This is a genomic window from Sphingobium sp. R-21 (genome assembly GCF_049913335.1).
GTDB lineage: Bacteria > Pseudomonadota > Alphaproteobacteria > Sphingomonadales > Sphingomonadaceae > Sphingobium.
Map to the genome: position 1 here is coordinate 253,434 of NZ_CP184374.1, position 25,040 is coordinate 278,473.

26 protein-coding genes and 1 tRNA gene are annotated in these 25,040 nt (G+C 66.7%); 6 read left to right on the forward strand and 21 right to left on the reverse strand.

The features are described from left to right. Window positions 1-39 precede the first annotated feature (39 nt). Together ACN9MX_RS01160 and ACN9MX_RS01165 are read left to right on the forward strand one after the other, a co-directional pair. Window positions 40-1,563, forward strand: a complete 1,524-nt coding sequence (locus ACN9MX_RS01160) for a M23 family metallopeptidase (protein ID WP_363827787.1) — start codon at window positions 40-42, stop codon at window positions 1,561-1,563. Window positions 1,564-1,599: 36 nt separating this feature from the next. Next, window positions 1,600-2,397, forward strand: a complete 798-nt coding sequence (locus ACN9MX_RS01165) for a nucleotidyltransferase family protein (protein WP_363827790.1) — start codon at window positions 1,600-1,602, stop codon at window positions 2,395-2,397. 52 nt (window positions 2,398-2,449) lie between these two features. On the opposite strand, the gene ACN9MX_RS01170 is transcribed toward ACN9MX_RS01165, so the two are convergent. After that, window positions 2,450-2,791 (reverse strand): ArsR/SmtB family transcription factor, encoded by a 342-nt coding sequence (locus tag ACN9MX_RS01170; protein WP_363735478.1) that lies wholly within the window; start codon window positions 2,789-2,791, stop codon window positions 2,450-2,452. A gap of 289 nt (window positions 2,792-3,080) precedes the next feature. Here ACN9MX_RS01170 and ACN9MX_RS01175 point away from each other — a divergent pair, with 289 nt between their 5' ends. Next, entirely contained in the window at window positions 3,081-4,205 is a 1,125-nt protein-coding gene (locus ACN9MX_RS01175; protein WP_133654600.1) for a site-specific DNA-methyltransferase, read from the forward strand. A gap of 42 nt (window positions 4,206-4,247) precedes the next feature. Next, entirely contained in the window at window positions 4,248-5,369 is a 1,122-nt protein-coding gene (gene folP, locus ACN9MX_RS01180) for a dihydropteroate synthase (protein ID WP_363753406.1), read from the forward strand. 145 nt (window positions 5,370-5,514) lie between these two features. Here folP and ACN9MX_RS01185 read toward each other — a convergent pair whose 3' ends face one another. From ACN9MX_RS01185 to ACN9MX_RS01215, 7 genes are all read right to left on the reverse strand, one after another. Continuing rightward, window positions 5,515-6,432: an NAD-dependent epimerase/dehydratase family protein gene (locus ACN9MX_RS01185; RefSeq protein WP_166666446.1), complete on the reverse strand. Its 918-nt coding sequence runs from the start codon at window positions 6,430-6,432 to the stop codon at window positions 5,515-5,517. A 3-nt stretch (window positions 6,433-6,435) separates the two neighbouring features. Beyond that, window positions 6,436-7,566 (reverse strand): glutamate 5-kinase, encoded by a 1,131-nt coding sequence (gene proB, locus ACN9MX_RS01190; RefSeq protein ID WP_133654602.1) that lies wholly within the window; start codon window positions 7,564-7,566, stop codon window positions 6,436-6,438. 124 nt (window positions 7,567-7,690) lie between these two features. After that, window positions 7,691-8,788, reverse strand: coding sequence for a GTPase ObgE (gene obgE / locus ACN9MX_RS01195; RefSeq protein WP_363827795.1), 1,098 nt, complete (start codon window positions 8,786-8,788; stop codon window positions 7,691-7,693). Window positions 8,789-8,912: 124 nt separating this feature from the next. Next, window positions 8,913-9,503, reverse strand: a complete 591-nt coding sequence (locus ACN9MX_RS01200; protein ID WP_363827798.1) for a GNAT family N-acetyltransferase — start codon at window positions 9,501-9,503, stop codon at window positions 8,913-8,915. Between the two features lie 273 nt (window positions 9,504-9,776). Then, a complete protein-coding gene (rpmA, locus tag ACN9MX_RS01205) occupies window positions 9,777-10,046 on the reverse strand; it encodes a 50S ribosomal protein L27 (RefSeq protein ID WP_007683600.1) in 270 nt (89 codons plus the stop codon). A gap of 30 nt (window positions 10,047-10,076) precedes the next feature. Then, the gene (gene rplU / locus ACN9MX_RS01210) at window positions 10,077-10,373 is read right to left on the reverse strand and encodes a 50S ribosomal protein L21 (protein ID WP_133654605.1); all 297 of its coding nucleotides are present in this window, start codon (window positions 10,371-10,373) and stop codon (window positions 10,077-10,079) included. Window positions 10,374-10,528: 155 nt separating this feature from the next. Beyond that, on the reverse strand, window positions 10,529-11,167 hold the full coding sequence (locus ACN9MX_RS01215) for a hypothetical protein (protein WP_363753396.1): 639 nt from the start codon (window positions 11,165-11,167) through the stop codon (window positions 10,529-10,531). 68 nt (window positions 11,168-11,235) lie between these two features. On the opposite strand from ACN9MX_RS01215, the gene ybaL reads away from it, so the two are divergent. After that, window positions 11,236-12,888, forward strand: coding sequence for a YbaL family putative K(+) efflux transporter (gene ybaL / locus ACN9MX_RS01220; RefSeq protein ID WP_363735463.1), 1,653 nt, complete (start codon window positions 11,236-11,238; stop codon window positions 12,886-12,888). 138 nt (window positions 12,889-13,026) lie between these two features. On the opposite strand, the gene ACN9MX_RS01225 is transcribed toward ybaL, so the two are convergent. From ACN9MX_RS01225 to ACN9MX_RS01280, 12 genes are all read right to left on the reverse strand, one after another. Continuing rightward, window positions 13,027-14,775 carry a DEAD/DEAH box helicase gene (locus ACN9MX_RS01225; RefSeq protein ID WP_363735461.1) on the reverse strand — a complete coding sequence of 583 codons (1,749 nt, stop codon included), beginning with the start codon at window positions 14,773-14,775 and terminating at the stop codon, window positions 13,027-13,029. Between the two features lie 240 nt (window positions 14,776-15,015). Beyond that, window positions 15,016-15,714 (reverse strand): 50S ribosomal protein L1, encoded by a 699-nt coding sequence (gene rplA, locus ACN9MX_RS01230; protein WP_363735459.1) that lies wholly within the window; start codon window positions 15,712-15,714, stop codon window positions 15,016-15,018. A 4-nt stretch (window positions 15,715-15,718) separates the two neighbouring features. Continuing rightward, entirely contained in the window at window positions 15,719-16,150 is a 432-nt protein-coding gene (rplK, locus tag ACN9MX_RS01235) for a 50S ribosomal protein L11 (RefSeq protein ID WP_007709087.1), read from the reverse strand. Between the two features lie 189 nt (window positions 16,151-16,339). Then, the gene (gene nusG, locus ACN9MX_RS01240; protein WP_133654610.1) at window positions 16,340-16,876 is read right to left on the reverse strand and encodes a transcription termination/antitermination protein NusG; all 537 of its coding nucleotides are present in this window, start codon (window positions 16,874-16,876) and stop codon (window positions 16,340-16,342) included. Between the two features lie 29 nt (window positions 16,877-16,905). After that, on the reverse strand, window positions 16,906-17,112 hold the full coding sequence (gene secE / locus ACN9MX_RS01245; protein WP_133654611.1) for a preprotein translocase subunit SecE: 207 nt from the start codon (window positions 17,110-17,112) through the stop codon (window positions 16,906-16,908). A 171-nt stretch (window positions 17,113-17,283) separates the two neighbouring features. Next, window positions 17,284-17,359: transfer RNA gene (locus tag ACN9MX_RS01250), tRNA-Trp, on the reverse strand. A 98-nt stretch (window positions 17,360-17,457) separates the two neighbouring features. Beyond that, entirely contained in the window at window positions 17,458-18,681 is a 1,224-nt protein-coding gene (locus ACN9MX_RS01255; protein ID WP_363827801.1) for a dihydroorotase, read from the reverse strand. A gap of 97 nt (window positions 18,682-18,778) precedes the next feature. Then, window positions 18,779-19,774, reverse strand: coding sequence for an aspartate carbamoyltransferase catalytic subunit (locus ACN9MX_RS01260; protein ID WP_363827803.1), 996 nt, complete (start codon window positions 19,772-19,774; stop codon window positions 18,779-18,781). A 67-nt stretch (window positions 19,775-19,841) separates the two neighbouring features. After that, window positions 19,842-21,452: a phytoene desaturase family protein gene (locus ACN9MX_RS01265; RefSeq protein WP_363827806.1), complete on the reverse strand. Its 1,611-nt coding sequence runs from the start codon at window positions 21,450-21,452 to the stop codon at window positions 19,842-19,844. A gap of 7 nt (window positions 21,453-21,459) precedes the next feature. Beyond that, window positions 21,460-21,669, reverse strand: a complete 210-nt coding sequence (locus ACN9MX_RS01270; protein WP_363827810.1) for a hypothetical protein — start codon at window positions 21,667-21,669, stop codon at window positions 21,460-21,462. A gap of 92 nt (window positions 21,670-21,761) precedes the next feature. Beyond that, entirely contained in the window at window positions 21,762-22,277 is a 516-nt protein-coding gene (locus tag ACN9MX_RS01275) for a phosphoribosyltransferase (RefSeq protein ID WP_363827813.1), read from the reverse strand. Window positions 22,278-22,281: 4 nt separating this feature from the next. Beyond that, the gene (locus ACN9MX_RS01280; RefSeq protein WP_363827816.1) at window positions 22,282-23,271 is read right to left on the reverse strand and encodes a bile acid:sodium symporter family protein; all 990 of its coding nucleotides are present in this window, start codon (window positions 23,269-23,271) and stop codon (window positions 22,282-22,284) included. Window positions 23,272-23,391: 120 nt separating this feature from the next. Here ACN9MX_RS01280 and ACN9MX_RS01285 point away from each other — a divergent pair, with 120 nt between their 5' ends. After that, entirely contained in the window at window positions 23,392-24,147 is a 756-nt protein-coding gene (locus tag ACN9MX_RS01285) for an enoyl-CoA hydratase-related protein (RefSeq protein WP_363827819.1), read from the forward strand. Here ACN9MX_RS01285 and ACN9MX_RS01290 read toward each other — a convergent pair. Continuing rightward, window positions 24,144-25,037 (reverse strand): DMT family transporter, encoded by an 894-nt coding sequence (locus tag ACN9MX_RS01290; RefSeq protein WP_363827941.1) that lies wholly within the window; start codon window positions 25,035-25,037, stop codon window positions 24,144-24,146. The genes ACN9MX_RS01285 and ACN9MX_RS01290 overlap by 4 nt on opposite strands. Window positions 25,038-25,040 lie beyond the last annotated feature (3 nt).

Genomic DNA, 25,040 nt, shown 5'->3' on the forward strand with positions numbered 1-25,040 from the left:
GGGGGTCGGGCGACATTTGCCCCGGGGGCCTGTTTTACCGTGTTTCATGATGGTCAGATCAATGCCCAGCAGGGTGGCGCCTCCGCGTCCCTGTGGCTGACTGACTCGATCCGCAACGGGGGGCCGGACCGGCGCGACTGGCGCGAGAAGCTGCGCGACTGGGCCGAGGATGTCGAACTGGTCCCCGACCTTGGCCAGCGGGTGGGAAGTTTCACCTGGTTCCGGGGCCTTGCGACCTGTTTCGGCTTGTGCGCGGCGGCGCTCTATCTGTCGCCGGGCTTTCATCCCTTGCCCGGCGAACGGCAGCCGCTGATGGCGGCCAGGCAGTTCGATGAAGTGCGCAGCCAGATGATCATGCCCCTGGCCCTGGGCGCGGACAGCGGGCGGCGCATGGGACCGACCGACGCGGTGCAACCGCTGCGCGAGACGCCGGAGCGGCCGCAGATCGAATTGCGCGCGCAGATCGGCGGCAGCGATTCGCTGTCACGGGCACTGGCGCGAGCGGGCGTGAGCAGCAGCGACACGGCGACGGTCACCAGCCTGATGGCGGGCGACATCGGCGCGGGATTGAAGCCGGGGACACCGCTGGACATCGTGCTGGGCCGGCGGGCGAGTCAGGACGTGCCGCGGCCTCTGGACAAGCTGGCTTTCCGGGCGCGGCTTGACCTGGGGATCGAGATTGCGCGGGTCGGCGGCGTGTTGCAGGTGCAGCGGACGGCGATCCATGTGGACGAGACGCCGCTGCGCATCCAGGGCGTGGTGGGCGAGAGCCTCTATCGCTCGGCCAGGGCGGCGGGGGCGCCGCCCAAGGCGATCCAGAGCTTCCTGCGCGTCGTGGCGCAGCAGGTCGATCTGGGTTCGATCTCCGCCGGCGACCGATACGACATCGTCACCGAATATCGGCGGGCCGACACCGGCGATGTGGAGGTGGGCGACCTGCTGTTCGCCGGGCTGCACCGGGCGAGCGGGCGCGGCATCGACATGCTGAAATGGACGCAGGACGGGCGGACCCAATGGTTCGAGGCATCTGGCGTGGGCCAGCGGCGCGGCGTGCTGTCGGCGCCGGTGGCGGGGCGCATGTCGTCCAGCTACGGCATGCGGCGGCATCCCATATTGGGCTATACCCGCATGCATGCGGGGATCGACTTCGCCGCCGCCTATGGATCGCCCATCTATGCCGCGACCGACGGCGTCGTATCCTATGCCGGGCGGCATGGCGGGCATGGCAATTATGTCCGGCTGGAGCATGGCGGCGGCCTTGCCACCGGCTATGCGCATATGAGCCGCATCGCGGCATCGCCGGGGCAGCGGGTGCGGCAGGGGCAGGTGATCGGCTATGTCGGGTCGTCGGGCCTGTCGACCGGACCGCATCTGCATTATGAATTGTACCGTAACGGGCAGACGATCAATCCGCTGTCGGTGCGCTTCACCACGACGTCGCAACTGGCGGGCAGGGAACTGGCGGCCTTCCGGACGCGGCTGGCGCAGTTGAAGAGCCTGCGCATCGGCCTGCCGGTGCAGGTGGCGCAGAAGACCGCAGGGCCGGCGGCGACCGGGAAATAGCTTTTCGTGGCGGACTCCCTCCGCTAACGGGCGGGAATGAACGCAGCGGCTTCCGACATCACCGCGATATTGCTGGCCGGGTCGCGGCCGATCCCTGATCCTTTGGCGGTGGCCGCCGGGGTTGCGGTCAAGCCGCTGGTGCCCGTGGCGGGGGAGCCGATGATCAACCGCCCGGCCCGTGCCCTGCTGGCGCATCCGGCGATCGGGCGGCTGGTCGTGCTGACGCAGGCGCCGGAATTGTTCGCCGCCGATCCCGCCACCGCCTGGCTGGCGGAGCATCCCAAAGTGCGGTTCGAGAAGAGCGGGGGCGGGATCGCGTCATCGATCATGGCCCTGCTGGATCGGGCGGATTTGCCCTTTCCACTGCTGATGACGACGGCGGATCATGTGCTGCTGGATGGGGCGATGCTCGACCAGATGGCAGGGCAGGCGTCCGGGGCGGACATTGCCGTGGCGATGGTGGAGCGGGCCACGCTGCTGGCGCGCTATCCCGGGTCACGGCGGACATGGCTGAAATTCCGCGATGGCTGGTGGTCGGGGGCGAACATCTTCTGGTTCGGCAGCATCAAGGCGCGGCCAGTGGTCGCCTTGTGGCAGGAGGTCGAGCAGGACCGGAAGAAGGGGTGGAAGATATTGTCTGCCTTTGGCCCGCTGGCCTTGCTGGGGGCGGTGTTCAGGATTTCCACGCTGCGGGGCGGGATCGCGCGGGTGGGGCGGCGGTTCGGGCTGGTCGCGCGGCTGGTGGCGATGGAGAAGGCTGAGGCCTGCATCGATGCCGACAAGCCGGATGACGTGCTGCTGATTGAGGCGATCCTGGCCCAGTCGGCTAAATAGATCTGCTACATGGAATTGCCGTGCTCCTGCCTTCGCAGGAGCAGGATGTTCCTTAATAGCCGTCCAGATCCTCCAGCGCGGTGAATCGCTGGGACCATAGCGCGCCATAGACCGCCATCCATTGCACCACCGGGGCGAGGCCCTTTGCCCTGGCCGTATAATAGGTTTCGCGCCCGGCCCGACGGGCCGTCACGAGGCTGGCGCGTTTCAGCTTGCCGAGGTGGCGGGACACCATGGGTTGCGATACGCCGGAGATGGCGGTGAGGGCGTGAACGCTCTGTTCCCCTTCGCGCACCAGATATTCGAGCAGGGCGCGTCGCGTGCCGTCCGACAGGGCCTTGAATAGTTCGTCGCAGGAGGCCGACCGATCGCCCCTCAAAACATGTTCCGTCATGGCCAATCCATACTCGTCGGGTTATGAATTGGTCAAGGTGAACGTCGTTTTTACCCTTCCAGATGGCGTTAACCAAAAAAACTTCGAGCCTCTTTCCATCTGAGTCTTTTGCGTCACACTAGCCGATCTTGAGTCTGCGAGGCGGCTGTCGACTCAATATCTAGTGGCTACCCGGTTCGTTCGCCGTTGCGTTAACCATTTTGTCAGGCGTGAACCCTAAGTTGCTGATCTTGACGGCTGACTCCGGAGGACTCATCGCTGGGCCTCAGAAGGAAACGGGGGTCACGAAATGGGTGTCATGGAACGCGTCGCGCCGCGGCGGAAAAAGGCGGTTGCGCCCGTAGAGGTCGAGGCCGACCGGCTGCTGCGTGGTGACTGCATCGCTGAAATGGCGAAGCTGCCCGACGCGTGCATCGACATGATCTTCGCGGATCCGCCCTATAATCTCCAGCTTGGCGGCGACCTGTTCCGGCCCGAGGGCAGCCGGGTGGACGCGGTCGACAATGACTGGGACAAGTTCGACACGCTGGGTTCTTACGACCGTTTCACCAAGGCATGGCTGCGCGAGGCGCGGCGCATATTGAAGCCCAACGGCACCATCTGGGTGATCGGCAGCTACCACAATATCTTCCGCGTCGGCACCGCGTTGCAGGATGAAGGCTTCTGGATCCTCAACGACATCATCTGGCGTAAATCCAACCCCATGCCCAATTTCAAGGGCACCCGCTTCACCAACGCGCATGAGACGCTGATCTGGGCGAGCCAGGGGGAGGACGCCAAATATACGTTCAACTACAAGGCGATGAAGACGCTGAACGACGAGTTGCAGATGCGTTCCGACTGGGTGCTGCCGATCTGCGGCGGGCAGGAGCGGCTGAAACGCAACGGCACCAAGGCGCATCCGACGCAGAAGCCCGAGGCGCTGCTCTATCGCGTGATGCTGGCCTGCACCAAACCGGGCGACGTGGTGCTTGATCCCTTTTTCGGCACCGGGACGACGGGGGCGGTCGCCAAGCGCCTGGGCCGCAGGTGGATCGGCATCGAGCGCGAGGATGATTATATCGAGGTCGCGCTGGAGCGGATCGAGGCGGCGTTGCCGCTCGATGAAAGCGCGCTGACCATCATGCAGACCGCGCGGCAGCAGCCAAAGGTGGCGTTCGGCACACTGGTCGAGACCGGCTATCTGCAACCCGGCGCGGTGCTGGTGGACGCACGGCGGCGCTGGCAGGCGGTGGTGCGGGCGGACGGTTCGCTGTCCGTGGGCGCGGATACCGGGTCGATCCACAAGATGGGTGCGACGTTGCAGGGTGCGCCGAGCTGCAACGGCTGGACCTTCTGGCATTGCGAGATAGAGGGCGTGTTGAAGCCGATCGACGCGCTGCGGCAGACCTATTTGTTGGCGAACGAGCCCTGAGGATCATCGGATGTTTCCGTTCGGGCTGAGCGGGGTTTGAACATGCTTTCCCAAATTCCCGCCGATGCGCGGCTTTATCTGCGTCCCACATGGTTCGTGTCGTCGCCTGTCGGCCTGGCCGAAGGATCGGCGGCGCGGATGGGCAATGGGCTGATCTGGTTCCAGGGCTATGAGCTGACCGCGCGAAAGGGCGGGCAGAAAGTGGCGCGGGCGACGGTGCCGGTCGCGACGTTCGACGATGTGGTGGCGGGCCTGCCCGAGCCCGTGGCGGAGCGGGCGCGGCTGTTGGCGGCCAATATCTCGGCGCCGCGGCAGCCCCTGATGCTGGGGGAACGCACCATCCGTTTCGACGCGCCGCAGGTGATGGCGATCCTCAACATCACGCCGGACAGCTTTTCCGACGGCGGCAAGCATATGGATGATCCGCAGGCAGCGGCCGATGCGGGCTTCGCCATGGCGGCGGCGGGGGCCGCGCTGATCGATGTGGGCGGGGAGTCCACCCGGCCCAGGGCGCCGCGCTTGTGGGAGGGGGATGAGATCGCCCGCGTCGTGCCGGTGATCGAAAGGCTGGCAGCGGCCGGCATTCCCATGTCCATCGACACGCGCAAGGCGGCGGTGATGGAGGCCGCGCTGGCCGCGGGAGCGGCGGTGGTCAACGATGTGAGCGCGCTGCGGCATGATCCCCGCGCCATGGACGTGGTGGTCGCGGGGGGATGCCCGGTCATCCTCATGCATGCGCCGTCGGCCGGCGATGATCCGCATGACAATGCGGGCGGCTATGGCGATGTCGTGGCCGATGTGTTCGACATGCTGGAGGAGCGGGTGGAGGCCTGTCTGGCGGCCGGGGTGCCGCGCGGGAAGATCATGGTCGATCCCGGACTGGGCTTTGGCAAGTCGCTTGCCGACAATCTGGCGCTGGTGAATGGCCTGGGGACCCTTCAGGGGCTGGGCGTGCCGTTGCTGTTCGCGGGCAGCCGCAAGCGCCTGATCGGGGCCCTGTCGAACGAGGCGCCGGCGGCCGAGCGGCTGGGCGGTTCGGTGGCCCTGGCGTTCCGCGCCGCCGAACTGGGCGCGCAGATGGTGCGGGTGCACGATGTGGCGGAAAGCGTGCAGGCGCTGCACCTTTGGCGCGGCCTGGCGGACGCGGGGTTGAGCGCCGTCTAGGACGGGTTTCGATCTGATCGAACCAGACCGCCGCTCTGGATTCTCTGTTTTCTGCGATTTCTTGACCAGCGATCGGTTCCGATCGCTTGGAAATCGCTCTGGAACGGCGTCCGCGCGCTGCCTTGAGCGGGCGCCGTTCCGATCGTCAGAGCCAGCCCTTCGCGCGATAGGCCTGGGCCGTCGCCTTCAATCCCTCTTCGGTCGGCACCTTGGGCACCCACAGCTTCCTGAGAGGTTGCTTGCGCTTCTTCACGACCCAATCGGGGTGGCAGAAATAATGGACCCGGTCGGGCGTCAGCTTCGCGTTCCTGCCGCGCACCAGCCGGTCAAGCCGCGCGCCCATGCCCAACAGCCAGGCTGGCGTCGCGAAGGCCCGCACCGGCCGTCCCACCGCGCGGCCGATCGCCTGCGCGAAGTCCATATGGTCCCAGCCGCCGGGCGTGCCGTCATCGACCTCATAGACATGGGTGAGGCTCTTCATGTCCTTTTCGACCGCCAGCGTCAGGAACAGGCGTGCAAGGTCGCTCACCTCGATCACCGACAGGCGTCCGCCAGGCGGCAGCAGCATGATCCCGCGCCGGGCCATGCGGAACAGTTCCAGCATTTCCCGGTCGCCCGGACCGTAGATGGCGGGCGGGCGGACGATGGTCCAGTCGAGGCCGCTTGCCTTCACGTGCCGCTCCGCCAGTTCCTTCGACCAGCCATAGTCCGAGAGCCCAGGCTCCCGCGCCGAGAGCGAGGACACGTGGATCAGCCGCCTGACGCCGCGCTGTCGCATCGCGTCGACCACCGCCATGGTGCCGCGGGCATTGCCCATTTCGAAGCCTTCGCGGTCGGGCGCGTTCACGACGCCGGCAATGTGGATGACCACATCGGCGTCGCGGACCAGCGTGTTGAGCGCCGCCCGGTCCTCCAGCGCACCGGGTACCCATTTGAGATGGGCGCGGGGCGGCTGTGCGCGGCGGGTGATGGCGCTGACATGATGCCCCGCCGCCAGCGCCTGATTCAGCGTCTCGGCACCGACGAAACCCGTCGCGCCCGTCATCGCAATGCGCAGGGACATGGATCAGACCATCGCCATATGATCGCGATGGACCAGCACGGATCGGGGCAGGTGCCCCAGCAGCGCGGCGATATCCTCGCTGCGCTTGCCGGCGATGCGGGAGGCTTCCTCGCTGTCATATTCGATGAGGCCGCGAGCGATCACCCGTCCATCCTGCGCCAATATGTCGACCACGTCGCCACGGGCGAAAACGCCCTCGCACCGAGTCACGCCGGCTGGGAGCAGGCTGTTGCCGCGTCCCAGGGCCGCCTCTGCCCCGGCGTCGACCACGATCCGCCCGCGCACCGTCAGGCGCCCGGCCAGCCAGCCCTTTCGCGCGCCCCTGGCCTGCGCCGCGAGGAAGATCGACCCCTTGCCGCCATTCGCCCAGTGCGACAGCGGCGAATCCACCTTGCCTGAGATGATCGCCAGATGCGCGCCGGCCCCGGTCGCTATCCGCGCCGCTTCGATCTTGGAGGTCATGCCGCCCGATCCCATTCCGGACGCCGAACCGCCGTCCGCCATCCCGGCGATGCGCGCATCGATGCGCTCGATTGTCTCTATCAGCATGGCGTCCGCATCGACATGCGGGTTCGCCGTGTAAAGCCCGTCGACGTCCGACAGCAGCACAACTGCGTCAGCCCGTGCCGCCTGTCCGATGCGCGCCGCCAGCCGGTCATTGTCGCCAAAGCGGATCTCCGCCGTGGCGACGCTGTCATTCTCGTTCACGACCGGTACGACGTCGAGCGCCATCAGCCGTTCCAGCGTGGCCGACGCATTGAGATAGCGGCGGCGGTTTTCCAGATCGTCCAGCGTCACCAGCATCTGCGCCGCGGTGATGCCGTTTTCGTGGAGCAGGCTGGCCCAGCATTGCGACAGTGCGATCTGGCCAGTGGCGGCGGCCGCCTGCGCGTCCTCCAGCGAGCCGCGCCCGCCTTTGGGCAGCTTCAGCCGTCGCGCGCCAAGCGCGATCGCGCCGGAGGAGACGATGATGATCTGCTGCCCCGCCGCCTTGCGGGCCGCGATGTCGGCTACCAGCGTGCGCAGCCATGCGGTGCGCACTTCCCCCTGGGGATCGACGAGCAGCGCCGAGCCGATCTTGATGACGAGGCGACGGATTTGCGGAGGGGGAAAGCCGGAGAGGGAGGGGGTCATCTATGTCTTCCTCCCCTCCCGCAGGCGGGAAGGGTTGGGGTGAACGCGAGCGAAGCGGGCCTTGGGTCCGGGGAGAGGTGATCAGCGCCGTTGCCCGGTACGATCGGCCTGAGGGAGGGGAGAATCAGAGGGGCGACCACGGCTTATCGTCTTCTTCCACCCCATCTTCATCCTCATCCTCTTCGCCGGGGTGGTCCAGCAAGGGCAATACCGCGTCCAGCAGTGCCGGCACGCCTTCGCCGGTCGCGCCGGAGATGATGAACAGCTCCTCCACGCCTGCCTCTTCCCGGATCTGGCCGGCAATGTCCTCCATCAGGTCCGGCCCCAGCAGGTCGCCCTTGTTGAGCGCCACGATCTGCGGCTTTTCGTCCAGGCCGCCGCCATAGGCCGCGAGTTCATCCTGGACGATGCGGAATTGTTCGATGGGGTCGTCGCCGGTCGCGTCGATCAGGTGCAGCAGCACCCGGCAACGCTCGACATGGCCCAGGAAGCGGTCGCCGATGCCGGCCCCCTCGGCCGCGCCTTCGATCAGGCCGGGAATGTCGGCCAGGACGAATTCCCTGTCGCGATGCAGCACCACGCCCAATTGCGGCTTGGTAGTGGTGAAGGCGTAGGCGCCGACCTTCGCCTTGGTGTTGGTGACCTGGTTGATGAAGGTGGACTTGCCCGCATTGGGCATGCCGACCAGCCCGACATCGGCCAGCAGCTTCAGTCGCAGCCATACCCACATTTCCTGCCCCGGCCAGCCCGTGCCATGCTGGCGCGGGGCGCGGTTGGTGCTGGTCTTGTAGGACAGGTTGCCGCGTCCGCCATCGCCGCCGCGCAGCAGCACGATGCGCTGGCCGACTTCGGTGAAGTCGGCCAGCAGTTCCTGCTCATATTCCATCGTGCCGTCCTCATCCTCGGTGCCGTCGATGGGCGTGGGATCGGACAGGATCTGCGTGCCGACCGGCACCTTGATGACGAGGTCGTCGCCGCCGGCGCCATAACGGTTCTTGCCCATACCGGGCATGCCGCGCTGCGCCTTGAAATGTTGGGTGTACCGGAAGTCGATCAGGGTGTTGAGCCCAGCTACCGCCTCGAAGATGATGTCGCCGCCCTTGCCGCCGTTGCCGCCGTCGGGACCGCCATATTCGACATATTTTTCGCGCCGGAAACTGACCGCGCCGGGACCGCCCCAGCCGGACTTGATGTAAATCTTCGCTTGATCAAGAAAATGCATCGCGCGCCCATAGCGGTTTATGCGGCGGAATTAAACAGGGGCGCGGCAAAAGCGGCCGCTTCTTCCAAAACACTGTCGGGCTGGGGGGAAGGCGGCGCAAAGCCGCCCTCCCGGCCGCAAGGGGTCAGGCCGCCAGAGCGGGCAGCGAATCGCCGTAAAGATCCATCGACGAATCCGTCATCATGGGGATTGCGCGCCCTTCCTCAGCGACGCCCTGCTCGAAGATCAGGCAGTCGGCCGCCGCGCCGCGAGCGAGGCTGAAGCGCCTTTCCGTCTTTCCCCTGTAGTGGAAGCCGATCTTGCGCAGGACGTTGCCGGACGCCGGATTGTCCACGAAATGGGCGGCGCGCGCGTCGCGGACGCCCGAGGCGCGGGCCATGCACATGACGGCGCTGGCTGCCTCGGTCGCGAAGCCGAGCCCCCAATAGGGGCGGGCGATCCAATAGCCCAGTTCGACCGCGCCATCCTGCGCCCTGTGGAGGCCGCAGCCGCCCACCAGGCGCGGCGCGCCCTTGGTACGGGTGAAGGCGAGCAGGCTGGGCAGGCGCAGGTCCTGCGGCTGGGCCAGGAATGCCTCCGCATCGGCCAGGCCATAGGCGGCTGGCGCGCGGGCCAGGTTGCGCAGGACGGCCGGGTCGCCGATTGCGTCGGCAAGGGCGCGGGCATCTTCCATCCAGCCAGGCCGCAGCAACAGGCGGGGGGTACGGGCGAACATCGAAAGTCTCCTAATCTCCGGCGCGCCAATGACCGTGAAAAGTTACGGCTTGACGACTGTCTTCTCTGGCTGGGCCCCGCCCGCATGACGCGCGAGAAAGGCCACGGTTCCAGAGAGTTGAGGGAAATACAGGGGAGACGGCTTTTGATACGAAAAAGGGACGCTCCCGGAAGGGGCGCCCCTTGTTTCCCTCGAACACTGGCGGTCTGGCCAAAGCCGTTCCGTCAGGAGGATCGCCCCGATTGCGAGGGACGATCCGTCATCGATCGTCCGTTATTCGGCTGCTTCGGCCATGGCGTCGACCGACACATATTTGCGGCCGAGCTTGCCGGTGTGGAATACCACGCGGCCTTCACCCAGCGCGAACAGCGTGTGGTCCTTGCCCATGCCGACATTGCGGCCGGGATAGACGCGGGTGCCGCGCTGGCGAATGATGATGTTGCCGCCGATCACTTCCTGACCGCCGAACTTCTTCACGCCAAGGCGCTTCGATTCCGAATCGCGACCGTTGCGCGACGAACCGCCAGCTTTCTTATGTGCCATGACTTAAACTCCTCGTGACTTTGCTGCGGCTCAGGCGATCGACACGATCTTGAGGATCGTGTGATTCTGGCGATGGCCGTTGCGACGACGGTAGTTGTGCCGACGGCGCTTCTTGAAAACGATGACCTTCTCGCCCTTCGCCTGCGCGATGATTTCGGCGGCGACGGTCAGCTTGGCTGCGTCCTTCACGTCGCTGCCTTCGCCGGCGAACAGGACGTCATCCAGCGTCACCTTGTCGCCAGCCTCACCGGCCAGCTTCTCGACGACGATCTTGTCTCCGGCGGCGACGCGATATTGCTTGCCGCCCGTGCGCACGACTGCGAACATGGCTCTTCTCTTCTCGTTCAAATCTGCTTTACGCAGATCGTCGAGGGACTATGCCCTGTTGGACCCGCGCGGGAATGTGGCCCGCTACTGGAATGACTCGCCCATGTCAACCGGCAAGCGCGGCATTCGGGGCTGGTTTTTGGCCTGGTCCGTCCCTATCTTCGCCCGGCGCAGGGCCAGCGGACGGCCAGCGAAGGGATAGCATCACGGATGACGCCAGCGCCATACAGGAATGAAGCCTTGGCGGGCCGGTTGTTGTTCATCCTGACATTGTGGCTGTCGCTGAGCGTCGCCCTGTTGAGCGCACTCGCGCCCCTGGGGCCGCCGTCCAGCCGGTTCACCGGCTCCGCCTTCAATCCGGCCACCACCAGCGTGGTGTTGAAGGCCCGCGCCCATGCCAGCCCCGTTGCCATGCAGGCAATGGAGCCGGATGACGACGGAAGGGCGTCGTGGCCGACGTTCGCCGTGGGCGTGCCGGGGGTCGTGGCGATGCTGCTGGCTGTCGTCCTGCCATATGCCGGCAACCGATTCCCGCGTTCCTCCTTCTCCTTCCCGCCCTTGCGCCTGCTGTCCCGCCAACGGGCGCGGGCGCCTCCTGTTCTTTCCTGACGCATCGTTTCCAGGCCACCGTTGCGGCCGCCGTCAGGAAAAAGGAGCCTCTTCATGACCCGCAGAAGATCGCGACGCGGCGGCACCAGGCCGTCCCGCCGCCGTCCGCCATGGTGGTTCATGCCCGCCGTCATGGCGGGATTGGGCGCGGCCGGCGCCTTGTTGTCGGCGGCGATGCTGACCATCGCTGAATGAATATGATATGCCGCCGATGGAGGAAGCCCCTCCGTCGGCGGCCAGGGAAAGACACTCCATGCCCCATCACACGCCCCTGATCGGAACGATCGTCGCGGGCCTTGTCGTTGCCTTTGTCATGGGCGCCATCGCCCATCGCCTGAAATTGTCGCCGCTCGTCGGCTATCTGGTCGCCGGCATCATCGTCGGGCCGTTCACGCCGGGCTTCGTCGCCAATGCCAGCCTGGCCAATGAGCTGGCGGAAATCGGCGTCATCCTGCTGATGTTCGGCGTCGGCCTGCATTTCTCCCTGCGTGACCTGCTGTCGGTGAAGAACATCGCCGTGCCCGGCGCGATTGGCCAGATCGCCGTGGCGACGCTGATGGGCATGGGCCTGGCGCATGTCATGGGCTGGCCGCTGCTCGGCGGGCTGGTCTTCGGCCTTGCGCTGTCGGTGGCGAGCACGGTCGTCCTGCTGCGCGCCCTGCAGGGGGCGGACCTGGTGGAAACCCGCAGGGGCCGGATCGCCGTGGGATGGCTGATCGTCGAGGATCTGGTGATGGTGTTGGCGCTGGTGCTGCTCCCTGCGCTTGCCGGCGTCATGAACAATGCCGATGCGTCGGGCGGGGCGGCGGCCCTGCTGGCGCCGCTGCTGGGCACGCTGCTGAAGGTCGCGGGCTTCGTCGCGCTGATGCTGGTGGTTGGCCGGCGCGTCATTCCCTGGGCGCTGCACTGGGTCGTCCATAGCGGATCGCGCGAGCTGTTCCGCCTCGCCGTCCTGGCGATCGCGCTGGGCGTCGCCTTTGGCGCGGCGGTCGCCTTCGACGTGTCCTTTGCGCTCGGGGCCTTCTTCGCCGGCATGATCCTGGGCGAGACGCCGCTCAGCCGCCGTGCGACCGAGGAGACGCTGCCGCTGCGGGATGCCTTTGCCGTGCTTTTCTTCGTCTCCGTCGGCATGCTCTTCAATCCGGCGGTGCTGGTCGAGCAGCCGTTGCCGTTGTTGGTCACGGTGGCGATCATCATCGTCGGCAAGTCGATCGCCGCCTTCGCTATCGTCCGCGCCTTCGGTCATCCGGGCGACACGGCGCTCACCATCGCGGCAAGCCTGGCGCAGATCGGGGAATTCTCCTTCATCCTGGCATCATTGGGCACGGGACTGGGGGTGTTGCCGGCCGAGGCGCGCGACCTGATCCTTGCCGGCGCGATCGTGTCGATCTTTCTCAATCCGCTGATCTTCTCGCTCATCGTGCGCGGGCACAAGCAGGAGGAGGTCGAGGAAGAGGCGCAGGCGGAAAGGGCTAAGGCCAAGGCAAGCATCGGCCCACGCATCGGCCATGTCATCCTGGTCGGCTATGGCCGGGTGGGGAAGCTGATCGCGGATCGGCTGGCCGAGAAGGGCGCGCATTTCGTGGTGGTCGAGGCAGATGCCGACCGGGCGGAGGAGGCGGAGGAAGCGGGCCTCACGGTCGTGCGCGGCAGCGCGCTGGAGGACCGGCACCTGCGGGCGGCGGGCATAATCGAGGCGCGGCGCTTGCTGATCGCCGTGCCTGAAGGGTTTGAGGGCGGCGCGATCCACGAACATGCGCGTCATCTCAATCCCGATCTTCAGGTCATCGCCCGCGCCCATTCCGATGCGGAGGTCAAGCATCTGGAGGGGCTGGGCGTACCCCATGTGGTGATGGGGGAGAGGGAACTCGCGGCGCGGATGCTGTCGCTCTGCGGTGCGGGCTAGAGCGAGGCGGGTCAAGACGAGAGCGTTTCCACTCATGATGGAAACGCTCCAGAGGCCGATCGCCTGGAAATCGCTCCATGGACCGGCATCTGAAGCTCGTCGACACTGTGGGGCAGGTGTCGGACGAGCTTCATCTCTTCAGCCTCTCGGCTTGCGCGGGCCGCTCTTGCGCGGGCCGCCCTTGAAGGGTCGCGCGCCATAAGCGGGCTGAGGTCCGCGCCCTTCATTGGGGCGGCCTTTGCCACGCGGGCCGCCGTCGCGCCGGTTCTCGCGCGCCATTTCGCGGGGCTTGCCCTCGATCTGTTCGATCGCGACTTCCGCCCCCTCGTCGCTTGCCTGCCCGGTGCGTTTCACCGCGCCGATGAACTTCGCCGCGATGGCGGAGGGGATTTCGAACATCGTTTCATTGGCGGCGATGCGGATCGCGCCGATTTCCTGCCGCGACACATGGCCGCGGCGGCAGATCAGCGGCAATATCCAGCGCGGATCGGCATTCTGGTTGCGGCCGATGTCCATGCGGAACCAGACCGTATCCTCAAAGCCCGGACGCGGCCCGTCGCGTCGCGCGGGTGCCTCGCTCGCGTCCAGCAGTTCCTCCGGGGCGGGGAGGGCGGCACGGGCGCTCCTCACCAGCATGGCGGCGATTTCCTTGGGCGATTTTTCGGCCAGCAGCTCTGCCCCCAGGGCCCAGTCCTGCTCGTCGAGTTCGGCACGCTCCATCAGCTTCTCGCGCAGGCGCGCATTGTCCTGCTCCTGGATCGCTTCCTTGCCGGGCGGGGTGCCCCATTCGACGGGAATCTTCGCGCCGCGCAGCATGGATTCGACCCTCCGGCGGCGCGGATAGGGGACGATCAGCACGGCCGTGCCCTTCTTGCCGGCGCGGCCGGTGCGGCCGGAGCGGTGCTGCATCGTTTCCGCGTCGCGCGGGATTTCGACATGGACGACGAGGCTGAGATTGGGGAGGTCGATGCCGCGCGCGGCCACGTCGGTGGCCACGCAGACCCGCGCCCGGCGGTCGCGCAGCGCCTGGAGCGCGTGGTTGCGCTCATTCTGGCTGTGCTCGCCCGACAGCGCCACCGCCGCGAAGCCGCGTTCCGTCAGGCTGGCGTGCAGGTGCCGGACATTGTCGCGGGTGGCGCAGAAGAGGATCGCCGTTTCCGCCTCATGATAGCGCAGCAGGTTGACCACCGCATTTTCGATATCGGCGGGCGCGACCGTCACCGCCTGGTAGCTGATGTCGCCATGGCCGCGTTCATCGCTGACCGTGGAGATGCGCAGTGCGTCCTTCTGGTAGCGCTTGGCCAGCGCCACGATCGGCTTGGGCATGGTGGCGGAGAAAAGGAGCGTGCGGCGGTTGTCGGGCGCGCCGTCGAGAATCTCCTCCAGATCCTCGCGGAAGCCCATGTCGAGCATTTCGTCCGCTTCGTCGAGCACCACCGTCTTGATGGCGGACAGGTCGAGCGCGCCGCGTTCCAGATGATCGCGCAGGCGGCCCGGGGTGCCGACGACGATATGCGCGCCTTGCGAAAGCGCGCGGCGTTCCTTGGCGGCGTCCATGCCGCCCACGCAGGTGGTGATGCGGGCGCGGGCCTCGCCATAGAGCCATTCCAGTTCGCGCGCGACCTGAAGCGCCAGTTCGCGGGTCGGCGCGATCGCCAGCGCCAGCGGCCGGGCGGCGACGGGCAGGCGGTTCTGGTCGCCCAGCAGTTCGGTTGCCATGGCAAGGCCGAAGGCGACCGTCTTGCCCGATCCGGTCTGGGCCGAGACGATGAGGTCGCGGCCTTCGGCTTCGGTCTGGGTGACCTCTGCCTGCACGGGCGTCAGGCTTTCATAGCCTTTCCGCGTCAGCGCGTCGGACAGGAGGGCAGGGAGGTGTTCGAAAGACATTTCTATTTCCATCGGTAAAGCGACCCGCCATTCCCGACGGATACATGATGACCTGTTTGTCGCTTCAGCCGATGCGGAAGCCGGGGCGGAAGGTCACTCGCCCCGAAGTTCACACCGTCCCTTGGCGATTCCGCCGAAGGTCACGGTGCCCTCCCCGCAAGGGGAGAATAGCCCAAATAAGAAGGCCGCCTTCCCCCGCAAAGAGGGAAGGCGGCCCCTTTTTCTCTCATCCGCGAGGGATCAGACCGAAGCGACTTCCGCCACGTCGACCTTCACGCCCGGGCCCATCGAGGACGACAGGGCGATCTTGCGGACATATTTGCCCTTCGAACCCGACGGCTTCGCCTTGACGATCGCGTCGACGAAGGCGTCGAAATTCTTGCGCAGGTCCTCGGCCGAGAAGCTGGCCTTGCCGAGGCCGGCGTGGATGATGCCGGCCTTTTCGACGCGGAATTCGATCTGGCCGCCCTTGGCAGCCTTGACCGCTTCGGCGACGTTCGGGGTGACGGTGCCCAGCTTCGGGTTCGGCATCAGGCCCTTGGGACCCAGAACCTTACCCAGGCGACCGACCAGACCCATCATGTCGGGAGTGGCGATCACGCGCTGGAAGTCGATATTGCCGGCCTGGATCGAGTCCAGCAGATCTTCTGCACCCACGATATCGGCGCCAGCGGCGGTCGCGGCTTCAGCCTTGTCGCCACGGGCGAACACGGCGACGCGCACGTCCTTGCCGGTGCCGGCGGGCAGGGTCACGACACCGCGGACCATCTGGTCGGCGTGACGCGGATCGACGCCCAGGTTGATCGCGATTTCGACGCTTTCGTCGAACTTGGCGGTCGCGTGGGTCTTGATGAGGCCCAGCGCCTCGTCGACGCCGTGCAGCTTTTCGCGGTCAACGGCAGCGGCCAGGACCTTCGCCTTTTTCGTCAGCTTTGCCATGATCTCAGCCCTCCACCACTTCGAGGCCCATCGCGCGGGCGGAGCCTTCGATGATCTTCGTCGCCGCGTCGATATCGTTCGCGTTCAGGTCAACCATCTTGGCCTGCGCGATTTCGGCGAGCTGGGCGCGGGTGATCTTGCCGGCGACGACCTTGCCCGGTTCCTTGGAGCCGGACTTCAGATTGACGGCCTTCTTGATGAGGTAGGTGGCGGGCGGCTGCTTCGTCACGAAGCTGAACGAACGGTCCGCATAGACGGTGATGATGGTCGGCAGCGGCGTGCCCTTTTCCATCTTTTCCGTCGAGGCGTTGAACGCCTTGCAGAATTCCATGATGTTCACACCGCGCTGACCCAGCGCCGGACCGATCGGCGGCGAGGGGTTGGCGGCTCCAGCGGGCACCTGGAGCTTGATATAGCCCGTAATCTTCTTGGCCATTTTCACTCACTCTGTTGCTGGTGGACTTGCGAGCAAATCCACCGGTTCAAGTTTAGCGGTCAAGCAGCGGACTTAACATCCGCCTCCCGCACTTACCCTTGTCATCATCCCGGTGAAGGCCGGGACCTCAGGCCGCAAGGGAACGGCGTGAAGGCACGAAACCCCGGCCTGCGCCGGGGTGACGTGAAATCATTTGGACAGTTCGACCTGCTCGAAGTCCAGTTCGACCGGGGTGGCGCGGCCGAAGATCGACACGGACACCTTGACCCGGTTCTTTTCGAAATCCAGCTCCTCGACCGTGCCGTTGAAGCTGGCGAAGGGGCCGTCCAGCACCTTGACGCTGTCGCCGATCTCGTAATCGACGTTGATCTTGTGCTTGGGCGCGGCCTCTGCCGCCTTCTGCGCGCCGAAATAGCGGGCGGCGTCCGCCTCGCTGATGGCCTGCGGCTTGCCGCTCGACCCCAGGAAGCCCGTCACCTTCGGCGTGTTCTTGACGAGGTGATAGATGTCGTCGTTCATCGCCAGCTTGGCGAGGACATAGCCGGGCATGAACTTGCGCTCGACCTGCACCTTCTTGCCGCGCTTTACCTCTGTCACGGTCTCGGTGGGGACTTCCACCTGCTCGACCAGCTGGGAGAGGCCCATGCGCTCGGCTTCGGACAGGATCGATTCCTTGACCTTGTTCTCGAAGCCCGAATAGGCGTGGATGATGTACCAGCGCGCCATGTTACCGTCTCAAACTCCCGTTTAGGCCGTTATGCCTGGCCGGCGGCGAACGCCAGCAGCCACTGGACGACCGCGCCGAAGAAGGTGTCGATGCCGAAGAAGAACAGGCCCAGCAGCGAGGTCATGATGACCACCATCACGCCGGTCATGATCGTTTCGCGGCCGGTGGGCCACACGATCTTCGACGCTTCGGTCTTCACCTGATTGACGAATTCGCCCGGAGAAACCTTCGCCATCGCCTGCCTCAAAACCCTTCGAACAAACACCAAAGCGCGAAGCAACAGTCCGCCCTCCCGATCCCGCCCTGTTTGGCGTCCGGGGGTGCGGCCGCGCTTCGCGACCCATGCTTCGTCAAGCGCAGCTAGCCGCGAAACCCCGATATTTCAAGGGGTCGCGGCCAGTTCGCCTGGCAGGAGTGGAGGGACTCGAACCCCCGGCATTCGGTTTTGGAGACCGACGCTCTACCAACTGAGCTACACTCCTGCACTGGCCGGGGCCAGCGAAGGAGGGCGCTTTAGCGTGGCCTGCCGGGGAGAGCAAGCGGGAAACTGAGCGCATGTTCCGATCGCCTGGAAATCGCCCTAGAGGAAATTGCCGCCCTTCATGATGCGCCGCACGCGTCCCTGCACGGGCATGCGGTCGAACGGCGTGTTCCCGGCCTGCGCAGCCATCTTCCCCGAATCCACGATCCAGGGCGCGTCCGGATCGACGAAGATCAGGTCCGCTGCGCTGCCCGCCGCGAAGCTGCCGCCATTGACGCCCAATATCCGCGCCGGATTGGCGCTGAGCAGCATCATCAGCCGGTTGAGCGTCACATGCCCGTCCCGCACCAGGTTGAGCGAGAGGGCGAGCAGCGTTTCCGCCCCCGCCATGCCGGGGGCGGCGTCGGCGAAGGGGAGGCGCTTGTCCTCCGGCCCGCGGGGGTCGTGGCTGGACGTGATGACGTCGACGGTGCCGTCGGCGACCGCGGCGATGGTGGCCCTTCGGTCATCCTCCGACCGCAGCGGCGGAGAGAGCCGGGCGAAGGTGCGGAAGTCCGTCACGGCATTGTCGGAGAGGAAGAGATAGGCCGGGCTGATGCCGCAGGTGACCTTGAGGCCCTCTGCCTTGGCCGCGCGGATCAGGTCGAAACCGGCGCCGGTCGTCACCAGCCGGAAATGGATCGCGCCGCCCGTGGCCCGCGCCAGCATGATGTCGCGGGCTATGGCCATCGCCTCTGCGCAGGCGGGCGCGTGGGGCAGGCCGAGCCGCGTCGCCGTCTCGCCGCTGGTCGCCACCGCCTTGCCCGTCAGGCCGCTGTCCTCCGCATGGGTGATGACGGTGAGGCCAAGGCCCGAGGCATAGGAGAGCACGCGCATCATCACGCCTGAATCGGCGATCCACTGGCGTCCGGTGCCGACCGCCCTTGCCCCTGCCGCCTGCATCATGCCGATCTCGGCCAGTTCGGCGCCCTTGAGGCCGCGCGTTGCCGCCGCGATGGGGTGGACCCAGAAGTCGGGCTTGCCCGCGCGCGTCGCCTGGCGGATGAGGCCGGCATCGTCCAGGGGCGAGGATTGATCCGGCATCAGCGCTGCGCGGGTGATGCCGCCGAAGTGGAAGGCGGGCTTGTCGGTGGCGAAGACGCCGAGGTCGATCAGTCCGGGCGCGACGACGAGGCCGGCCGCATCGATGGTTTCCGCATCGGCCGGGACGGCGACATCGCCCGCCGCCGCGATGCGGTCATCCTCGATCAGGATGATGCCGGGGGAGAGCTCCGTGGCGGCAGGGTCTGCCAGCTTGCCGTTGATGATGGCGATTCTGGTCATCGGGCTGCGCTCCATCCCCTTGGCTTTCCGAGGGGCTGTTCCTGAAGGGGAATGCCGGGCTTCGACAGGGTCGGCGCCAATGGCGGGACAGGGGTTTTCATGCCCAGCCCTCCACGCCGCGCGCGCCACGGGTCAGCACGTCCAGGCAGGCCATGCGGATGGCGACGCCCATCTCCACCTGCTCCGTGATCGCGGAGCGTTCCGGGTGGTCGGCGACGACGCTGGCGATCTCCACACCCCGGTTCATCGGGCCGGGATGCATGACCAGCGCGTCGGGCCGGGCGATCGCCAGCCGTTCCGGCGTCAGCCCGTAGAGCATGTGATATTCGCGGGCGGAGGGAATGAAGGTGCCGTCCATCCGCTCATTCTGGAGCCGCAGCATCATGACGACGTCCGCGCCGTCCAGCCCTTCGTCCATGCGATGGCAGGGCGTGGCGCCCAGCATCTCGACCTCTGGCGGCATCAGCGTCGGCGGGGCGACGGCGCGGACCTGCGCGCCGAGCGCGGCGAGGCAGAGCATGTTCGAGCGCGCCACCCGGCTGTGCAGGACATCGCCGCAAATCGCGACGACCAGCCCCTCGAACCCGCCCTTGCGCCGCCGGATGGTGAGGGCGTCGAGCAGCGCCTGGGTCGGGTGCTGGTGCCAGCCGTCGCCTGCGTTCAGCACCGGGCAGTCGACCTTGTCCGCGATCAGCGCGACCGCGCCCGAACTGGCGTGGCGGATGACGATCACGTCGGCGGCCATGGCGTTGAGCGTCATGGCGGTGTCGATCAGCGTTTCGCCCTTCTTCACGCTGGACTGGCCGGCGTGCATGTTGACGACGTCCGCGCCCAGCCGCTTGCCCGCGATTTCGAAGGACAGCAGGGTGCGCGTGCTGTTTTCGAAAAAGGCGTTGATCTGGGTCATGCCCGCCAGCCGGTCGTCATGCTTGCGCGCGCCGCCCCGGTTGCTCCTTGCCCAATGTTCCGCCTCGTCTAGCAGGAAACGGATTTCCCAGGGCTTGAGGTCGGCGATGGACAGCAGGTGCCGATGCGGAAACAACGCCCGGCCGGTCAGGTCGGGCGGGGCGGAGGAAACGGTGATGTCGGGCATGAGCCCACCCTTTAGGCGAGGGTGGGGGACAGGGCAAGTATGCTCCCCCTTTCCTTCCCCCGCGCGGTCAGCCCCGGCCGAGCCAGCGGCCGAGCAGCGTGCCGTCCTTCAACACCTCCCGCGCCGCATTATGCCCCGGCGCGCCGGTCACCCCACCGCCCGGATGCGTGCCCGCGCCGCACATGTAGAGGCCCTTCAATGGTCCGCGATAGGCGCCGTGGCCCAGGACCGGGCGAGCCGCCCAGAGCTGGTCCAGGGTCATGTTGCCATGCATGATGTCGCCGCCGACCAGGCCGAATTTCCGTTCCAGGTCGAGCGGGGAGAGGATGTCCCGCGCGATCACCGATCGGGCGAAGCCGGGCGCATGCGCGTCGACCGTCGCGATGATGTGATCCGCCGCCGCCTCTCGTTCCTCATCCCAGCTGCGGCCGTCGGGCAGGACCGGCGCGAATTGCTGGCAGAAGAGGCTGGCCACATGGCATCCGGGCGGGGCGAGGCTTTCGTCCACGGTCGAGGGGATCAGCATCTCGACGATCGGCTGGCGCGACCAGCCCTCGCGCTTCGCGTCCATATAAGCGCGGTCCATATAGTCGAGCGTCGGCGCGATGGTGATGCCCGACTGGTGATGTTCGCCCACGCCGGGCAGGCAGGTGAAGTCGGGCAGGGACGACAGCGCGACATTCATGCGGAAGGTGCCCGATGCCGCCTTGAACCCGCGGATACGCTTCAGGAAATCCTGCGGCAGGTCGGCCGGGTCCATCAGCCGCTCATAGAGCAGTTTGGGGCCGACATTGGCGATGATCGCCCGGCCCATCACTTCCTCGCCGCTTTCCAGCCGGACGCCCACGGCGCGCGCGCCGTCGACCAGCACGGACGCGACCGGCGCCTCCAGGCTGATCTCCACCCCCAGGTCGCGCACGACCTGGGCCATGATGCGGGTGATCGTGCCCATGCCGCCGACGCTGTGGCCCCAGGCGCCCTTCTTCCCGTTCACCTCCCCGAAGACATGGTGCAGCAGCACATAGGCGCTGCCCGGCGCATCGGGCGAGGCGTAGTTGCCCACCACAGCGTCGAAGCCGAAGGCGGCCTTCACCGCCTCGCTCTCGAACCAGCCGTCGAGGAAGCCGCGCGCCGAGCGGGTGAACAGTTCCAGCACGTCCCGCTGCTGTTCCAGCGTCAGTCCGCCGATCCGCCGGCCCTGCCGGAGCGCGGCGGCGATCATCGCCAGCCCGTCGCCTGCATTGGGAGGTGTGCGCAGCGTCATGTCGCGCAACAGGTCGGCGACGACCTCCAGCGCGTCATAATAAGCGGGGAGGGTGGCGGCATCCCTGCTGCTGAACTTCGCGAACTCCGCCTGCGTCCGTTCCAGCCCGCCGCCCAGCTTCAGATAGCGGCCGTCCGGCTGGGGGAAGAAGTTGCTGATCGGCCGTTCGAGCACGCGATAGCCATGTTCGGCCAGCGCCATGTCGCGGATGACCCGGGGGTGGAGCAGGCTGACCGTGTAGCTGGCCACGGAATTGCGAAAGCCGGGGTGGAATTCCTCCGTCACGGCGGCGCCGCCGACAATGGCGCGCCGTTCGACTATCCGCACCCGGTACCCGGCGCGCGCCAGATAGAAGGCGCAGACCAGACCGTTATGGCCGCCGCCGATGATGACCGCGTCATAGGCCCTGGTCATGCCGGCTTCATCCCGCGGCCGCTGCGCGCTGCAGCCGCGTCACGCCTGGCTGCGCGGGATATTTGTCGAAAGTGAGCCACGGCCCGGCATAGGGCGAAAGCGGCCACCGCTCATCCCCCGCATAAGGTATGCGGGAGAAGAAATGCCGACGGGTCCGTTCCGCGCATCGGGAATGGATGGCATGCAGCGCCCATGCCGCGTCGGAACACGCCTCCATGCCATATTTCACTATCTTAGCCCCACCCAAGCTGACACGTTTTACACATGTACAATAATCGCCTGCCCACGGCAATGGCGGGAGGACGCGTCCTATGCGGTCCTTTCCGGCACGTCGCTCCAGTCGGCCAATATGCTGTCGCGGTTGGCCACGGCTTCCCACGGGAATACGAACCAGTCCTTCGTGACGCTGCGGTCGATCCTGTCCGCGCAATAGTCCACGCTCGCCGCGGACCGGATATTGTCCATCAGGACGGCAAAGCGCGCCGATCCCGCCGGAGCGGCGGCCAGGGCATGGCGCACGGCGTTGATCGTCCGTCCGCTGTCGTTGATGTCGTCGACGAACAGCAGCCTTTCGCCGGCTGCGGCGCGCTCCGCCAGTCTGGCGAGCAGCGCATCGCCGAAGTCGGGCAGCTTGGCCGAGAGATCGACGGACAGCATGGCGATTCCAGTGGCATGGCTGAGATAGGTGGCGGGAACGAGGCCGCCACGGCCCATGCCCACCAGATGATCGGGTCGCCATTGCGACGCTGTCATGGCCCGGACCAGCGCGTCGATCTGACCGAGAAAGGCATTCATGGTGATGGGCGTCAGGATCGGCTGGTCCATCGCGTCACGTCGCCGCAGCCAGATGCGCCCTGGCGTCTGCCGCCGCGCCGTAGCGGCGCGCCAGCACCGCACAGGCCATCAGCTGGATCTGATGGAAGAGCATGAGCGGCAGCAGGATCGGTCCCACCGCGCTGGCGGGGAACAGCACGCCGGCAATGGGGACGCCCGTCGCCAGGCTTTTCTTCGATCCGCAGAATTGCAGCACGATCGCATCCTCCCGCGACAGGCCGAGCAGCCGCCCCAGCAAATGAGTGAAGAGCAGGACGGTGGCCAGCATGGCGATGCAGATCGCCGCCAGCAACAGCAATTCGCCGCGCGACACTTTCTGCCACAATCCTTCCACCACCGCCGCGCTGAAGGCGGCATAGACCACCAGCAGGATCGACCCGCGATCCACCCGACCCATCATTGCCCTGTGCCGGCTGATGAAGCCGCCGATCCATGGTCGCGAAAGGTGCCCGACGATGAAGGGCAGCAGCAGTTGCAGCAGGATATCCTCGATCGAGGAGAGCGAGATCAGGTTGCCGGTCCCGCTTTCTTCCATCGTCAGCGCGACGAGCGCGGGCGTCAGCACGATACCCAGCAGGTTGGAGAAGGATGCGCTGACCACCGCCGCCGCGACATTGCCCCGCGCAATGGCGGTGAAGGCGATCGAGGATTGGACGGTCGAGGGCAGCAACGTCAGGAACAGCAAGCCCGCACGCATCGAAGGTGGGATTGCCGTCGCCTGTCCGGTCGCAAGCCCGATCAGGGGAAAGACCGCGAAGGTCGTGCCCAGCGTCGCCAGATGCAGTTTCCAGGCCCGGGTACCGTCCCAGATCGCGTCGCGCGACAGCTTTGCGCCATGCAGGAAGAAGAGCAGGACGATGCCGGCGTCCGCAGCGGCGCCGGCCACAGCAGCGGCGCTTCCGCGCGCGGGCAGCAGCGATGCAAGCGCCACCGTACCGATCAGCAGCAGCAGGAAAGGGTCCAGAATCTCGCGCAGGCGTTGCATTGGGTCGCCTTTAGGCAGGATGATCGGAAAAGGATAGACGCGCCTGCGCCGATCAGCCAACAGTCGCGGCGGACCAGGGCGCGCGGAAACGGGCGCAGGAACAGCAAGGAGATTCCGGTCGTGAGCGAGGGGATAGGCATCCTGGAAAATCAGGGCATTATCGAGATCCATATCGACCGGCCCGACAAGAAGAATGCGCTGACCGCAGACATGTACCGTGCGATGACCGCTGCGCTGGCGGACGCGGCCGCCCGGACCGAAATCGGCGCCGTGCTGTTCGCGGGAAAGGGCGACGCCTTCTGCGCGGGCAATGACCTGAAGGATTTCATGGCCGGCCCGCAGGGCGGCGAGGCGGCCTTTGCCTTCATCCGCGCCATCGCCAATTTCGAAAAGCCGATCGTCGCGGCGGTCCAGGGGCTTGCCGTGGGCGTGGGGACGACCATGCTGTTCCATTGCGACCTGGTCTATGCGGCGCCCGATGCGCGCTTCGTCATGCCCTTCGTCAATCTGGGGATCGTGCCGGAGGCGGGGTCGAGCCTGCTGGCGCCGGCAGCGCTGGGCTATGCCAAGGCGGCCGCCATGCTTCTGCTGGGGGAACCACTGGACGCGCAGGCCGCCGATCAGGCGGGCCTTGTCACCGCGATCGTGCCGGGCGACGCGCTGCTGGACCACGCCCGGCGGAAAGCGGCGATGCTGATGGCCAAGCCGCCCCAGGCGCTGGCCGCGACGCGCCGGCTGATGAAGGGCGACCTGACGGCGCTGAACCAGCGGATCGAGGAAGAGGCGCGTCTTTTCCGCGAGACGCTTCAGTCCGCCGAGGCGCAGGAGGCGTTCGCGGCCTTCTTCGAAAAGCGCGCGCCAGTTTTCCGCCGCTAACGCCGTCCGAAGCGTATTTCACTGATGATCACGGCCGCGACCACCAGCACGCCGCCCAGCAGGGCGCTGCCGGGCAGGCGTTCGCCGGCGATCCAGCCGATGAGGCCGGCCCAGACCGGCTCCCCGGCATAGATCAGCGTCGCCCGCGTCGCCGACACGCTGCATTGCGCCCAGTTCATCACGAGCTGGATCAGCGCCGTCATCAGCCCCAGGCCGCAAGCCGACAGCGTGACGATCCAGGAAAAGGGCGGAGCAGCCTCTCCCGCTGGCACCATGCAGGCGAAGGCCAGCAGGGACGTCACCGCCAATTGGATGAAGGTGACGCGCGCCACGTCGACGCGGCCGGCCCACAGGCTGATGAAGATGATCTCCAGCGCAATGGCGATCGTGCTGACCAGCGTCAGCGCCTCGCCCCGGCCGAGCGACAGACCTTCGGCCGGCGCGGCGATCAGCAGCAGCCCGACAAAGGCCAGAGCGACGCCGATCCAGCTTGCCAGGCGCGGCCGCCGGCGCAGGATGGCCCATTGCAATATCGGGACCAGCGGCACATAGGCCGCCGTGATGAAGGCGGAAGTGCTGCTGGGGATTGTCTGCAAACCCCAGGTCTGGAGCGTGTAGCCGCAGAAAATGCCCGAGCCGATCATCGTTCCGGCCAGCCATTCGCGCCGCGTGACGCCGCGCAGGACGGGCAGGGCGAAGGGCAGGGCCATCAGCGCCGCGGTGCCGAAGCGCAGCCCGACGAAGAACAGCGGTCCGCTGTGCCGCATGGCCTGATGCACGATCAGGAAGGTGCCGCCCCACAGCAGCGTGATGCCGATCAGCGCCAGTTCCGGGCGCCCGATCATCAGCCGGTGGGGAGGCGAGGGGTCGGTCGCGGCGCCATGCATGATGCC

Bases quoted from the DNA above. Each gene is read 5' to 3' on its own strand.
- ACN9MX_RS01165 (WP_363827790.1), top strand. From the start codon at position 1,600: ATGAACGCAGCGGCTTCCGACATCACCGCGATATTGCTGGCCGGGTCG.
- ACN9MX_RS01170 (WP_363735478.1), bottom strand. From the start codon at position 2,791: ATGACGGAACATGTTTTGAGGGGCGATCGGTCGGCCTCCTGCGACGAA.
- ACN9MX_RS01175 (WP_133654600.1), top strand. From the start codon at position 3,081: ATGGGTGTCATGGAACGCGTCGCGCCGCGGCGGAAAAAGGCGGTTGCG.
- folP (WP_363753406.1), top strand. From the start codon at position 4,248: ATGCTTTCCCAAATTCCCGCCGATGCGCGGCTTTATCTGCGTCCCACA.
- ACN9MX_RS01185 (WP_166666446.1), bottom strand. From the start codon at position 6,432: ATGTCCCTGCGCATTGCGATGACGGGCGCGACGGGTTTCGTCGGTGCC.
- proB (WP_133654602.1), bottom strand. From the start codon at position 7,566: ATGACCCCCTCCCTCTCCGGCTTTCCCCCTCCGCAAATCCGTCGCCTC.
- obgE (WP_363827795.1), bottom strand. From the start codon at position 8,788: ATGCATTTTCTTGATCAAGCGAAGATTTACATCAAGTCCGGCTGGGGC.
- ACN9MX_RS01200 (WP_363827798.1), bottom strand. From the start codon at position 9,503: ATGTTCGCCCGTACCCCCCGCCTGTTGCTGCGGCCTGGCTGGATGGAA.
- rpmA (WP_007683600.1), bottom strand. From the start codon at position 10,046: ATGGCACATAAGAAAGCTGGCGGTTCGTCGCGCAACGGTCGCGATTCG.
- rplU (WP_133654605.1), bottom strand. From the start codon at position 10,373: ATGTTCGCAGTCGTGCGCACGGGCGGCAAGCAATATCGCGTCGCCGCC.
- ACN9MX_RS01215 (WP_363753396.1), bottom strand. From the start codon at position 11,167: ATGGTCAGCATCGCCGCCGACAACAAGGCGCCGGCCGCGCCCAATCCC.
- ybaL (WP_363735463.1), top strand. From the start codon at position 11,236: ATGCCCCATCACACGCCCCTGATCGGAACGATCGTCGCGGGCCTTGTC.
- ACN9MX_RS01225 (WP_363735461.1), bottom strand. From the start codon at position 14,775: ATGTCTTTCGAACACCTCCCTGCCCTCCTGTCCGACGCGCTGACGCGG.
- rplA (WP_363735459.1), bottom strand. From the start codon at position 15,714: ATGGCAAAGCTGACGAAAAAGGCGAAGGTCCTGGCCGCTGCCGTTGAC.
- rplK (WP_007709087.1), bottom strand. From the start codon at position 16,150: ATGGCCAAGAAGATTACGGGCTATATCAAGCTCCAGGTGCCCGCTGGA.
- nusG (WP_133654610.1), bottom strand. From the start codon at position 16,876: ATGGCGCGCTGGTACATCATCCACGCCTATTCGGGCTTCGAGAACAAG.
- secE (WP_133654611.1), bottom strand. From the start codon at position 17,112: ATGGCGAAGGTTTCTCCGGGCGAATTCGTCAATCAGGTGAAGACCGAA.
- ACN9MX_RS01255 (WP_363827801.1), bottom strand. From the start codon at position 18,681: ATGACCAGAATCGCCATCATCAACGGCAAGCTGGCAGACCCTGCCGCC.
- ACN9MX_RS01260 (WP_363827803.1), bottom strand. From the start codon at position 19,774: ATGCCCGACATCACCGTTTCCTCCGCCCCGCCCGACCTGACCGGCCGG.
- ACN9MX_RS01265 (WP_363827806.1), bottom strand. From the start codon at position 21,452: ATGACCAGGGCCTATGACGCGGTCATCATCGGCGGCGGCCATAACGGT.
- ACN9MX_RS01270 (WP_363827810.1), bottom strand. From the start codon at position 21,669: ATGGAGGCGTGTTCCGACGCGGCATGGGCGCTGCATGCCATCCATTCC.
- ACN9MX_RS01275 (WP_363827813.1), bottom strand. From the start codon at position 22,277: ATGGACCAGCCGATCCTGACGCCCATCACCATGAATGCCTTTCTCGGT.
- ACN9MX_RS01280 (WP_363827816.1), bottom strand. From the start codon at position 23,271: ATGCAACGCCTGCGCGAGATTCTGGACCCTTTCCTGCTGCTGCTGATC.